The sequence below is a fragment of the Zhongshania sp. genome (genome assembly GCF_047636175.1).
GTDB lineage: Bacteria > Pseudomonadota > Gammaproteobacteria > Pseudomonadales > Spongiibacteraceae > Spongiibacter.
Window position 1 is genome coordinate 148,138 of record NZ_JBLIKC010000001.1, and the last position, 13,213, is coordinate 161,350.

At 46.4% G+C, this 13,213-nt stretch carries 12 protein-coding genes; 8 read left to right on the top strand and 4 right to left on the bottom strand.

Annotated elements, in window-relative coordinates; genetic code table 11:
• Positions 1 to 2: 2 nt before the first annotated feature.
• Entirely contained in the window at positions 3 to 227 is a 225-nt protein-coding gene (locus ACI955_RS00725) for an EAL domain-containing protein (protein ID WP_415241814.1), read from the bottom strand.
• 283 nt (positions 228 to 510) lie between these two features.
• On the bottom strand, positions 511 to 1,380 hold the full coding sequence (locus tag ACI955_RS00730) for a LysR family transcriptional regulator (protein WP_415241815.1): 870 nt from the start codon (positions 1,378 to 1,380) through the stop codon (positions 511 to 513).
• A gap of 115 nt (positions 1,381 to 1,495) precedes the next feature.
• On the opposite strand from ACI955_RS00730, the gene ACI955_RS00735 reads away from it, so the two are divergent.
• Positions 1,496 to 2,527, top strand: a complete 1,032-nt coding sequence (locus ACI955_RS00735) for a zinc-dependent alcohol dehydrogenase (RefSeq protein WP_415241816.1) — start codon at positions 1,496 to 1,498, stop codon at positions 2,525 to 2,527.
• A 1,332-nt stretch (positions 2,528 to 3,859) separates the two neighbouring features.
• Here ACI955_RS00735 and ACI955_RS00740 read toward each other — a convergent pair.
• Positions 3,860 to 4,558 carry a DUF1499 domain-containing protein gene (locus ACI955_RS00740; RefSeq protein ID WP_415241817.1) on the bottom strand — a complete coding sequence of 233 codons (699 nt, stop codon included), beginning with the start codon at positions 4,556 to 4,558 and terminating at the stop codon, positions 3,860 to 3,862.
• Between the two features lie 172 nt (positions 4,559 to 4,730).
• On the opposite strand from ACI955_RS00740, the gene ACI955_RS00745 reads away from it, so the two are divergent.
• From ACI955_RS00745 to ung, 3 genes are all read left to right on the top strand, one after another.
• Positions 4,731 to 5,507, top strand: a complete 777-nt coding sequence (locus tag ACI955_RS00745) for a glucose 1-dehydrogenase (protein WP_415241818.1) — start codon at positions 4,731 to 4,733, stop codon at positions 5,505 to 5,507.
• A gap of 23 nt (positions 5,508 to 5,530) precedes the next feature.
• Positions 5,531 to 6,223 (top strand): hypothetical protein, encoded by a 693-nt coding sequence (locus ACI955_RS00750; protein WP_415241819.1) that lies wholly within the window; start codon positions 5,531 to 5,533, stop codon positions 6,221 to 6,223.
• A 145-nt stretch (positions 6,224 to 6,368) separates the two neighbouring features.
• Positions 6,369 to 7,031, top strand: coding sequence for a uracil-DNA glycosylase (ung, locus tag ACI955_RS00755; protein WP_415241820.1), 663 nt, complete (start codon positions 6,369 to 6,371; stop codon positions 7,029 to 7,031).
• A gap of 12 nt (positions 7,032 to 7,043) precedes the next feature.
• On the opposite strand, the gene ACI955_RS00760 is transcribed toward ung, so the two are convergent.
• Positions 7,044 to 7,889: a MerR family transcriptional regulator gene (locus ACI955_RS00760; protein ID WP_415241821.1), complete on the bottom strand. Its 846-nt coding sequence runs from the start codon at positions 7,887 to 7,889 to the stop codon at positions 7,044 to 7,046.
• 254 nt (positions 7,890 to 8,143) lie between these two features.
• On the opposite strand from ACI955_RS00760, the gene ACI955_RS00765 reads away from it, so the two are divergent.
• From ACI955_RS00765 to ACI955_RS00780, 4 genes are all read left to right on the top strand, one after another.
• On the top strand, positions 8,144 to 10,618 hold the full coding sequence (locus ACI955_RS00765) for a TonB-dependent receptor (protein WP_415241822.1): 2,475 nt from the start codon (positions 8,144 to 8,146) through the stop codon (positions 10,616 to 10,618).
• 108 nt (positions 10,619 to 10,726) lie between these two features.
• Positions 10,727 to 11,392: an START domain-containing protein gene (locus tag ACI955_RS00770; protein WP_415241823.1), complete on the top strand. Its 666-nt coding sequence runs from the start codon at positions 10,727 to 10,729 to the stop codon at positions 11,390 to 11,392.
• A gap of 746 nt (positions 11,393 to 12,138) precedes the next feature.
• Positions 12,139 to 12,996 carry a metal-dependent hydrolase gene (locus tag ACI955_RS00775; RefSeq protein ID WP_415241824.1) on the top strand — a complete coding sequence of 286 codons (858 nt, stop codon included), beginning with the start codon at positions 12,139 to 12,141 and terminating at the stop codon, positions 12,994 to 12,996.
• Positions 12,993 to 13,166, top strand: coding sequence for a hypothetical protein (locus ACI955_RS00780; protein ID WP_415241825.1), 174 nt, complete (start codon positions 12,993 to 12,995; stop codon positions 13,164 to 13,166). Before ACI955_RS00775 ends, ACI955_RS00780 begins: the two co-directional genes overlap by 4 nt.
• The last annotated feature ends 47 nt before the right edge of the window (positions 13,167 to 13,213 follow it).

The following is a 13,213-nucleotide window of genomic DNA, read 5'->3' on the forward strand; positions in this document are numbered from 1 at the left end:
CATTAAGTGACGCCGCAGTTAGGGCCATAAGTACAGAGACAGATTGTCAGTATTGGGCGGCAGACGTGGTGGCCTTGAGCGTATTCAAGCCCCATTTCTTTTGAAATATGCAGTGCTGCTCGTCTCTCGATACCCTCTACAATTACTTTCTTACTGAGGCTATGACTTATTTCAACTATTGATTTGGCCAGCGTGCGATCTTGCTCACGTTCGTGAATAAAGCGCAAAAAGGCTGGTCAATTTTAATGTATTCAACGGCCAGATCACGGACATACATCAAACGATGTTAAGCCTACACCAAAATCCTCGAAGGCGATTTTTGCGCCTATGGTTTTGAAATAGTTGAGGAGCTCACGGGTAATACTCAAATTTGATATGGCATCGGTTTCGACTATTTCGAGAATAAGCCGGTATTGCTTGTCGCTGGTTACTGAATTAAGTCTTCTATGTTGTTTGCGCTCCGACCACAATAGCCAAGCTATACGGCAAGAATTTAAAACGCTGGGGCCGTTAGTATTTCCCTAATGTTTGCTCAAAACATTCCACAATCCAATTTCTTGCTAACACGATTCGTTTTACCTTGCGCAGGTCTCGATGAAAAACCATGTAGGGGGTCCGCATGGGCACGGGGGGGCTAGGAATCTCAATCAAACCTAGACGTTCGGCGATAAACTTTGGCACCATAGAAATACCGCAGCCTCCTAAAGTGGCGGTACAGAGTGTGCGAACACTGCTGGATTTTAAAACTACTTGATGAGCCAGGCCATACTTCGAAAACCATTCAGCCTCGGGGATTGCACCAAAGCTATTATCCATTCCAAGGAAATTCTCATTTTGAAAATTGAGCGTGCTAGGATCTCTCCCGTTTAAGTAAGCATCAGAGGCATACAAACCTTGCTTGAACGACGGCAGGCGCTTGATCATCAGGTTGTCGTGCTCTGGCCGATTCAGGCGAATAGCAATATCAGCTTCGCGCTTTGATAAACTAACGTTGGCCGTAGACACACTTAAGGTCAGGCGAAGTTCGGCATTGCTGGTTAAAAAATTGGCAAGTCTGGGCCCTAGGATTTCTGAAATAATTGGCTCGGTTGATGAGATAACAACCGGTTCTAAATTGACGCCATCCCGAAGAGTCGCTGCAATGCGCTCTACCTGAAAGAATTTTTCTGCAGGACCCGCTAGGTTCCCATAAATAATTTTTCCTTCAGCCGTCAACTCTACGCCCGTAATGCGACGATTGAGCAGTCGCAAGCCTAGTGCCGATTCCAGCTTTTCTAGTCTGCGACTCACCGTTGCCACAGATAAATTTAACTGCCTTGCCGTTTCAGTAAAACTACCTGTTTCAACTGAGCTTACAAAACACCTTAGGTCATCCCACATGGCCAGCTCTCTCTTTCGTTACATAAATGCAAGTCTAAGTTGCAATTTTTACTATATAAGGATCAATGTAAAACCGCCAATGTAAGTTATATAAAACAAGCATGAGAGTATAACAATGCAGCAACTGACCTATTTGGGGCCACAGAAATTAGAATGGCAGGATGTGCCTAGACCTAAGTTGTGCTCGGATATTGCGGCCTTAGTCAGACCCATTGCGGTAGCCCGTTGCGATCTAGATTTGTACGTTGCCATGGGCGCCTATAAAACCCCGGGGCCTTTTGCATTTGGTCACGAGATGACGGCGGTGGTCGAAGAAGTAGGTGATGGTGTTAAGGGTTTTGTACCCGGCGATCGAGTAATTGTGCCGTTTCAAATTCACTGTGGCAGCTGCCACAACTGCAAGCGAGGTTGGACCAATGCTTGTAAAACTGTGTCTCCTTATGCTGCTTATGGTTTGGGTACCCATCCTACCTCTGATTATGGCGGTGCGTTTTCCGATACGGTACTAGTGCCCTATGCTGACGCAATGCTGGTAACCTTGCCTGATTCGATTTCTGCCGCGGCAGGAGCCGGCCTATCAGACAACGTTGCGGATGGGTATCGCACCGTTGCAGGTGGCCTTAGGGAGTTTCCTTGTGAGCCGGTATTGGTAGTGGGTGGTCTTGCACAGAGCGTTGGCTTATATGCCGTGCATGCGGCGCTTGCTTTGGGAAGCCGTCGGGTTGTGTACGCAGACAGCGACAACTCCCGTCTTGGCATTGCCAAGCGCGCGGGGGCAGAAACTATTATATTGAGTGACATGGAAACTCAAACTCGGCATGAAGATGACTTTCTAATTGTGGTAGACGCCTCCGCCACTCGTGAAGGTCTTATGTATGCTATGGGGTCAACTGCCCCCTGTGGCTTTTGCACGAGCGTGAGCGGCGGGCTATCAAAAATGATGGAGTTGCCACTTTCCAGCGCCTATATGAAAGGGATAAATTATCAAGTAAGCCGAGTACACAGCCGAACTGTACTGAATGATACGCTGCATCACGCCTGCCAAGGTACAATTGATCCATTGGTGTTTGTGGATGACATATTAAGTTTTGACGATTGCATAGATGCGATGCTGGATCCCAGGCCCAAGCTGATATTCTGTCGTTAAGGCTTTATAAATAGCTGGAACTTTTATGTAGCTGATTATAGTGATTACTTACTGTTTTTATGTCAGAAAGACTAGCAGAGTCAGTTGTACTTATATTTTACTGATGCGGATTGAAGTCCGAAGTACATCTAAGTTTAAGCTGGTAACGTAGCCCTATGTTCTTCCATTAATTCACCGGGATTTTTGAATCCTAGGTTTTCCTTGGACGAGAATTTAGTTTATTTACCGAGCGCTCCACTTCCGTTTGACTCACTATCTTAAAATCGGTGCTTCTCGGAAAATACTGCTGTAAAAGACTGTTGGTGTTCTCATTTAAACCTCACTCCCAAGAATTATAAGGATGAGCAAAATAAAATTCGGTTGTGAGCGCCTTGCTAATTTCCCCATGGTGCGCAAACTCCTTGCCGTTGACTGGCTCACCTCAATAATATCGGCTATCTCACGTTGTGTGCATTTTCTTTAGGGCTGCTATCTGACATCGTTGCTCATAGGTCAGTTGCTGGTAAGTTTCCATCATCACATCATCTCTTGCCGGAAAAAAAAGGGGGCTTAACTTCAGCTGGTCGCTTTTTCTACCTGGCTAGATGCCGCACTTAGGATTTAAATCAGAGATATTAGGAATTCGATGAACATTTTTTTAATATTGACTGGTGAAATTTTTTGCAGCTTCGCTACAGCTACTGATATTTAGCAAACCAGTTACGTGGTTGTTTTATTCAAGCCAGTGCAAGCCTCAATGCGCTCCACATTCTTCGCTAATATCTATTCCCAAGAATAATATTTTGAATTAGCCGTCGACATGGAAGCTGCTATGAGTCCCTAGTTAGTCTAGTAGTTTGCGGTCTGCGGTAAGAGATGATGTTTAGTTTTATATCTTTTGCCTGTGCGATTCAAGCTTGAGCGAAGCGGGGTGCTGGGGCTTGTCGATTTTTACCCAGCTTTTTATATTGGTGTCGACAGGTAACTGCTCGGTGACGCCACTTAACTTGTATTGCAGGCCGAGATAGTGTGCTTTGCATGAGGCAAAGCCTTACCTCGATGCTGACGCTTTATATTTTAGAATATGAATCCACTAAGACTGCCAACATGTAAGTTTTTGCGGATTATTAATCTAATTGGTATCGACGGGGGTCGCAGCGCAAAACTTAGCTGTCACCCATATATAGTTTGTTAGCTGCTAATGAACGCGCCGTTAATTGACGGTGTTTGCTTTAGCTTAAAATAGCATGCTGATGTTAAGAGTCAGGTAAATCTGTATTGCAATAAAGTGCCTAGTGCTGCTGAAGTAGACAGGCGCTCGCGATTGCCGAACAGCTGGTGATGAGCCAACATTTACTTAAGATATTGTTGAGAAAATTCGCGAATTCGTTTGGCATTAACACCTAGATCACCTTTGCCAACGCGTGAAGCAGAACGAAGGTCAATAATTGATCCACTTGGAGTTTCGCTGATTCGAATCATCACGTCGTCAGTGAATCCGAACCAAAAGCTGCTCACCGTGGCTTCGATATGGCCACTCTCTTGGTAGTTGACTTGCCAACCCAAATTTTCTGCAATTTCCCGCGCCTTGCCTTGTGCCGCAGCGACCTTGTGAAGGGTGGGAATGGATTGAATATCAGGATATGCCTGTTTTTGGAGTTCACGGTTGCTGGCGGCGTAGACTAGGCTGTTATCGCTGGTGCGACGCTGTTGTGTGGCGGCAATAAATTGGGGAGGATTCTCGGTGTCAGTGCTAATGTCATGGATTAATGGAGCGCCGACGCCGCTAAAAAGGCTAAGGCTGAAAAAAATGATCGCCGGTAGTGCAATCAGGGCGGCTTGGCTGAGTTGACGTCGTCCCGTCGCTTTTTGGGTGCGTCTAGTGAAAAATGCAGAGGCACATATACTAATAAAACTTAGTAGGCCTGCCAGGCTGAACATCAGTAAGCCGGCTTGGTAGCTATACCACTGAAATCGAACGCCGATGGTGCTGAGCGCTAATAAAACGAGTGAGGCAATAGCAATTTTATGAGTAATAGATGGAAGATTCATAGCCGCTCCGAGTTTGCTGAGGGCTAATCTTACCAAAGGGTAATTAGTATGCACTTTTTATTTATTTAAAGGCATGATTTACTAGTGGTTAACATCCTGTAACTTTGGCTGTGTTTGGCAGGCTATTTGGGCCGCCGCTGCAGCGATATCAATAACAATTATGAGGTAATTTATGGGCCGTGTTGAAGGTAAGGTATGTATTGTGACTGGGGCCGCCAGTGGTATGGGGCGTGCTGATGCCATAATGTTGGCAGAGCAGGGGGCGTCAGTGGTACTCACTGACCTAAACGAGAAAGATGGCCAAGCTGTGGCTGAGCTTATTGGTGATCGCGCTATTTTTGTAAAACACAATGTGACCAGCGAAGAAGACTGGCAGCGAGTAGTTGCTGCTGCGGTCGAGCGTTTCGGCCGCCTAGATGTGCTGGTAAATAATGCCGGCATGATGACGCTAGGCAATGTTGTGGATTGCAGCCTAGAGGATTATCGGCGTGTTAATGCGGTAAATAATGAAGGTGTGTTTCTAGGGTGTAAAACCGCTATCCCGGCAATGGAAGCGTCGGGCAACGGCGGCTCTATTATTAATATGTCATCGGTTGCCGCTATGCACGGTATGTCATTTGTCGCTGCTTACAGCGCGAGTAAAGGCGCAGTGATGGCTCTGACTAAGTCGGTTGCTTTATATTGTCGTGAAAAGCGTAATGGGATTCGCTGTAACTCGATTCATCCAGATGGTGTTAAGACACCAATGGTTTTTAAGGTTGCTACCGGTCAGGAGTCAGCGACCCGTGAAGAGATAGAATCACTGTCTACCGAAGCCCATCCAATGTGTGAGCCTGAAGATATTGCGGCGCTGGTACTCTATTTGGCTTCGGATGAGTCACGATTTATAAACGCAGCTGAAATGTTGATCGATAATGCGTCTACTGCGACGCCGCCGATTGGTATTTAACGTATAACTGCTGCGGAGTTCAAATGCGAAAAGTGATCTATTTGTTATGGCTCGATACTTCGGACGAGGAGTCGAGCCGTGCTCTTCACCACGGTTTGGTGCCGATTTTGCAGAAAGTGGCGGGTGTAGGTCGGGTGCAGCTTAATATTGCCGATGATGATGTTGCGTCCGCGGCACCGTTACGTATGCAAAGCTCTGCCTCTGTGTTTGATGCTATGTGCTGCGTTTGGCTTGATGATGCGCTTGCGACTGACTCTCTCGATGAGCTGGTTCAGCGCTTTTCTATTCAGCTCAGCCGCTATCATGTCGATGAGGTGGAGCGCCTAGCAAACACTATGCACCGAGCTGAGCCTGGCGTGCGCACTCCCGGCTTTAGCCAGGTGGCTCTACTGCGCTGCCCGCAGCGCTTAGAGTACCAGTCATGGTTGAGTTACTGGCAAAGTACCCACACCACTATTGCCCTAGAAACCCAGTCGACCTTTCGTTACGTTCAGAATATTGTTAGTGATGTGACGGGAAAAGATGCTGGGGCGTATCATGCGATTGTTGAAGAGTGCTTTCCAGCCTTGGCGATGACTGATTCTGCGGTATTTTATGACGCGGTTGGTGACAGTTTAAAACAAGAAAATAATATGCAGAAAATGATAGATAGCTGCATCAACTTTATCGATTTTGATGAAATAGATGTGGTTCCTACCAGTGAGTACTGTTACTAAAGGTTTGTTATGCTGTCGCGATATTTTTTACTTGATTCGAGATCTTTGCAGCAGCACCTTACTGCTTGCCTAGCGGGTGCAATAGTTATTATAACAAGGTCTTAATTTCACTACTTGATAATGGCAGGCCGGCGAAATGGCAATAATGTTCGAAGTATCATGGCAGGCTGCCCTTGGTGAAGAGCTTAAGCAGACTTATTTTCAAGATTTGCTGCAGTTTGTTGAAGGCCGCAAATCTGCGGGTGTAACGGTATATCCACCGAGTGAATACTGGTTTACGGCTTTAAACAGCACGCCAATTGCAGATGTTAAGGTCGTGATTCTGGGGCAGGATCCCTATCATGGTAGTGGTCAAGCACACGGTCTAAGCTTTTCTGTGCTGCCAGGTGTAAAAGTTCCGCCGTCATTGCGCAATATTTATAAAGAGCTGCAGGCAGATTTGGGGATGAGGATTCCTGATCATGGCCATCTCCAAGCTTGGGCTGAGCAGGGTGTGCTGTTGTTAAACAGTGTATTCACGGTAGAAGAGGGCGCGGCAGGTTCGCATCAGCGTCGGGGCTGGGAACTATTTACGGATGCTATTGTTAAGGTTTTAAACGAACAGTGCCAAGGTTTGGTGTTTATGCTGTGGGGCAGTCATGCACAAAAAAAAGGGGCAGCAATAGATCGCTGTCGTCACTTAGTGTTGGAGGCGCCACACCCATCACCACTATCAGCGCATCGCGGGTTTCTGGGGTGCCGGCATTTTTCTAAAGCAAACGCCTACCTTGAAGCTCCTGGGCGATCAGCCGTCGATTGGCGCCTATAGGGCAGTCATTGCTTATCGTTTGTAGGGAGAGTCTTTCGGTAGATCGTCCATTATGGATTCTAGGGTGTCAGCCAAGAACTGACTGGCGGCTATTTCCATTGAGCGTCCGAGCTCGGCATCGACAACTTTCTCAGCAAGTGGCCGTAACTTCCATATTAACGCTGCAATTTTAGGGAGCTCTTCTGGCGGCGGTATTTTTTGTTCGGCGTAAGGTTCTAGCACGTGACGTGATACTAATTTAACAAACTCATTTGCTACGCGCTGCACATTACCGCGCATCATTCGTAAAATATCTAATAACTCGTCGAGGGGTATACCCGTCGCGCACAATTCTTCGGCCACCTTTAAGGTGCTCATGCTTGATACTCGTAGCTCGGTACCTGAAATGCTAAACAAGCCGAGATCGTGGGCCGTTTTTATAGCTGAGGGTGTTAATTTGGTGCCAAACATTTTGACTAGTTCGGTCATGCCGATTGTAGTGGCAGCTTCATTTGTCCAGGGCGAGTTTAATGCAGACTCTATACCGAGTACCTCGCTCAGACCAATACCTTCTTCAAGCGCAGATATTAGTTCGCGAATACTGGAAAGGGTGTAGCCTCGGTCAAGTAAATTGGCGATAAGACGAAGACGCGACAGATGTGAATTATTGTAAACCCCTTTTCGACCCTGAAGTGCTGGCGGCGGCAGTACGCCGCGGTCTTGGTAGGCGCGAATATTGCGCACGGTAGTGTTGGCAGCGAAAGCAAGCTCTTCAACTGAATAATCACGCTGATGCTCGATGGTCGACGTATTTGGTGTAGTGTTCGTTTGCGGTAGGAGCTGAGCAATACTGTTGATGGTATCTTCGGACATTTTCATGCTGTTTGCTGCGCTCGGCGCCCTCTAAGGTTAAATACAATTCACATGTAACGGCTTCATTCTAATTGGCAATTTATGATGCTTCACACAGTGGCATTCAATATACCCGACTGAGCGCTGGGTTAAAATAAGCTAATGGTGTTACCAGCAACACTTCGCTTGACATCTGATGAGTCGCCAATTAATGTCTCATCGAACAGTGTCGCATATTGGCGTCCAGTATAACAATAAAACTAAAAAGTAGGTTCTGGTTCATGGCTAGTCGTAATACATCTGTCGTTTTTTGTCTGCTGACGTCTGCTGTCTTTCCCTCAGTATCAATTGCCGCTATGTTGGAAGAGGTTGTTGTTACGGCCCAACATCGGACTCAAAGTCTTCAGGATGTGCCCGTTTCCGTTAGCGCCATTAGTGGCGAAAAAATGATGGAAGCCGGTATTAATCGTATGGAAGATCTCCAGGCTTACGTGCCAAACCTGACTGTAACGGAAAGTGGCATCAGTACTGATATTTTTATTCGCGGCATTGGTACGGGCATGAACCAAGGCTTTGAGCAGTCGGTGGGTATGTATGTTGACGGTATTTATTACGGGCGCGCGCAGTTAGCTAGAGCCCCATTTCTAGATTTAGCCAGAGTTGAGGTTCTGCGCGGGCCGCAGAATATATTACACGGTAAAAACAGTATCGCCGGCGCGGTAAACCTTATTACGGCTGATGCCACAGAGTATTTCGAAGGATTATTCTCAACACTTTATGAGCCAAAATTTGACGACAACGTTCATGATCTTATGCTGTCGGGACCCATTACAGATACCGTTGGTTTTCGTTTTGCCGCCCGGCTCCGTGAGTACGGTGGTTTTATGGAGAATTTGTTTTTGGGGACAACGGGGCCGCAATATGACCAGCAGACTTATCGGATAAAGTTGAATTGGCAGGCGACCGATGAAACTAAGCTATCCCTGAAATTGGAGACCGGAAGTTTCGATACTGTGGGTCGTCAGGGTGAAGTCATTAACGACGAGCCATCGACCTCTGATGTGCCGCTCTTTACTGGTCGTACGCAGGCTGAAATTTTAGATGATACTCAGTTTCCGGGGGTTGTGAATGTTGATACTGATGAGTCAGTGCGGAATAATTATCAGGATTATAAAGGCAGCTCTAATGGTAATTATAGTAATAATGACACCACCAATCTGACGTTTAACGTTTTTAGCGTGAAAGACAGTGGCCATGAATTTGCCGCCATAACAGGTTACTTACACTATACCTATAACGATCTCTGTGACTGCGATGCGACAGCGGCAGAATTATTTAAATTGGAGCTCGGTGAGGATTATACCCAGTACAGTCAAGAGCTGCGCTGGATGTCGCCGGCAGGGGAAGATATAGAATACATCGGCGGTATTTATCTGCAGCGCAACGAGCTGGATTTCCGCGATAAGCTGATCCAAGATTCTGATGTGGTAGTGCAGTTACTAAATGCCGCTGATCTTACCGAGGTAGGCGCTAGAGGCGATTTTGACCCCAATCCTCTGGGTGGCTCGCCAGAAGAAATTATTGGTATCGGTGATGCCGGTAATGCGGTAGCGAATATTACCGCTCCTCGGCAGTTTCTGAGTACATCAAATATATACTCCGCTTTCTTGCAGACTACGTTGCACTTTGGTGATGATTGGCGCTTAACCTTTGGTGGGCGCGGAACGCTGGAACAAAAGACCGGTAGTCGCAAGCTTGAATTTACTGATTTGGAGGGTAATATTTTGCCTTTTAGCGAGGTCGATACCGTCTCCGCTATTACCTTTTCTGCAGAGCGTCATGATTTGCGTGGCAAGCGTACTGAGAAGTCCTTTTCACCACTGGTTAATGTGCAGTGGGATTATTCTCAAGATGCAATGGCCTACTTTACCGCGACTAAGGGCGTTAAAGCCGGCGGCTTTGATGCGCGTTCAAATATGTCGCCTAGTACTGAGCTTACGCCCCGTAACCCAGGTGCCCTTACTCCTAATCAGCAGGTTTTGGTTGGCACGTTTGAATATGAAGAAGAGGAGGCGAGAAGCTTAGAGTTGGGCCTCAAAACAAGTTTACTAGACGGTGCAGCGGAGTTGAATATTGCGGCATTTTATACCCAGTATAACGATCTTCAAATTAGTATTTTTGACGGTACTCTGGGCTTCAATGTTGGCAATGCGAAACAAGCTGTCACCATGGGCCTTGAGATGGATGGCCGCTGGCAAATTACCGACTATTTTAGTTTGGGTGGTGCCCTGGCGGTGCTTGATTTCGAGTTCACTGACTTTGAAAATGGTCAGTGCCAGCAAGATCAAGCGCCGACTTCTGCAGATGGCACTAGCTGTGACTACACGGGACAGACTAACCAGTATGTCGCCGACTGGTCAGGTACCTTCCTTATTGGTTATATTCGGCCTATTAGCCCAACAATGGGGATTGGCATGGGTTTGGATATTATCTTTACTGACAACTACAACCCGTCATCCAATCTTGACCCGCGCGTTGAACAGGACGGATTTTTCAAGGTGAATGGTCGTATAGGTATTGGCCCCATTGATAAGCAGTGGGAGTTGGCTCTGGTAGGGAAAAACTTAACGGACAAAGTTATTATCGTATATGCCGGTGATACACCTTTGTCGAAAACGGTATTCGGAGCGACAAGTCATACGGGATTTCTTGAGTCTCCACGTTCCGTTGCTATGCAGTTTACTTATCGGATGTAACTGCTCTTGTATAAAGACCGAAAAGCTTAACTTTTAGACGGTGACGGTCTAGTAATATATTTATTTTATGTTGGGATTAATTGAACTCATCGATGGTTGGAGGTGGATGTGATAAAAATTAAAGAGCAGTGTTTGGTGTTGGCGGTTTTCTTACTGCTCAGTGTTTCAGCTTTCGCCGGCGAGTGGGAGCTAGTAAAAGATGAAGACGATATTCGAGTTTATACTCGCGCTGTAGAGGGCTCGGATTACAAGGCATTTCGTGGTGAATCGATAGTCAACGCTGAACTTAACCAAGTAATGGCCTTGTTGGATGACACCAGTGGCTTTGTACATTGGATGTTTAAATGCAAAAGTCCTAAGCTACTTTATAAAGTCAGTTTAATGGACCGATACCAGTACTTACAGAATGATTTTCCCTGGCCAGCGGCCGATCGCGAAATGATTTTGCGCAATGAAATATATCAAGATACGGTAACTCGTGTAACGACAGTAAAACTGTCGGGAGTTAAAGCCGATGCGCTTCCTGAATCTGCCCAAGCGACTTTGCCGACCAAAACTAATGCAGTGCGAGTTGATGAGGTAGCTGGTTTTTTTGAGTTGACTCCGCTTAGTGACACTCAAACTAAGGTGGTGTTTCAACTGCATTTAAATCCCGTTGGTGCCTTGCCTGCCAGCTTGGTAAATTCAATGATTGTAGATAACCCATTTGAAACCTTAAAGGCAATGCGAATAAGAGTAGCTCTGCCAGAATATGCAAATTTTAATCCTTTTTAAATCATGTGAAATTAGACTCGCTCACTTAAGTTTTATTCTTGGCCCAGTTCAGCGCTGAGTTAAGAATGCAGCAGATTCGCTCGCGCCACGATTCTGTTGCTTCGGAGATGTTCCGTTTGAAATATATTTTCATGAGGCGGAGAAAGCCGAATATTGTTTTGGCGAATGGTTATCCCAACAAAAGCAGTCTTTGGGATTTACTTACGGATCGCCGTGTTTAGGCTTTTGCTTTATCTGCTAAGACGCCAGCCGATTAGAGTGCCGGTTACCGGGTGTGCTGTAAGAAGATCTAGGGGCTTAAGCAGCATTATTTTTGTTATCTGCATCTGCTTGGTCGTGACTAGTGCGCTGTGCAGTGCTTGGAGTCTTTTAGCTGCCTCACATCCTGATACAGCATCTTATCTTGTGCCGCTATATTTGGTGCCTATCCGGGTCATGTCGGCCGTTACCCGCTGAGATCTTGTGGTCCAGATTGCTATTTTGGCCTATCTGGGTGTGCCTAGAATACTTCCGTTCGCTCCGCCAGTGGTGGTTATTGTTTGCCTTTATCTCACCTCTAAAAGCTTGCGACTTTAATAGCCGGTGTTATCGCGGACAAGATCTCCACAGGCTAAATCTTGGGCCGCTCTGGGTGGCGAAAGTTTTAACACGGATATACTTGACATTGATTGATGTCAAGATTAACGTTGCACGCTTGGTGTTACATTAACTGATGTCACATAAGTTGACTTGTAGGGAGATGCTTTATGAAAACTATCGTTCAGCCGGTACGTCGTAATCTTGAATTCCACTTACCTAAAGATCGTATCGGTGACTGGCATGCGGGTGGCGCTCACATCAGTCATTTCTTTAATGCTTTATCGATTTTTTTCCCAGATGGCGAACGTTTTTTTATAAATAGTGTGCGCTACTACCGTGATCGGATTCAAGATCCTGAGCTAAAGGAGTCGGTGCGTGGGTTTATTGGTCAAGAGGCAATGCATGGTCGTGAACATGAAGAATATAACGATGCCATGGCCAAGAGAGGAATGCCATCTGAGCGTTATGGTCGCATTGTTATTTGGTTGTTGAAATTACTCACCCGTTTTACGCCTAAATCATCTCAACTTGCAGGCACCATTGCATTAGAGCATCTCACCGCAATACTAGCTAACGGGGTATTGAGTGATCCTCGCTGCTTGAAGGGATCAGAGCCGCGCTACGCGGCAATATGGAAATGGCATGCACTGGAAGAAACTGAGCATAAAGCGGTGGCCTACGATGTATACCAGCAAGTATTAGGCGGCGGTTTGCGCGGGTATTTCCAACGCTGTTTTGCATTAATTGCTGCAACAATGGTTTTTTGGATGATGGTTATTCCATTTCATATTGGTCTAGTGCGTCGAGAAGGTCAGTTATTTAATATTAGGGGCTGGATTAAAACGATGCACTTCCTATGGGGTTCGCCGGGAATACTGCGCAAAACGATCCCTGGGTGGCTAGATTATTTCAAGCCGGGCTTCCATCCTTGGGATCATAATAATGCTCAATACTTAGCAGAAGTAGATTCTTTAGTTGAGGAAATAAATGCCTATGACGATAAGCTGGCAAGCGCCGAGGCGTGAATACGGTCAATGAACTTCCAGTAGAAAATACCACCATGATCGCGGAGTTAGATATCATGCGTGGTCGGTATTTAGCGACGCCGCTGGCCTATATAGATAAAGCGCTAGTGGCTCGCTGGAAACTTAAAGCAAGCTTATGGCAGCGCCTGCAGCCGTTAATAGTTATTTAAGGGGGGCTGAAGCGCCGAATCGAGCGTATTGGCGATCATGATATTTG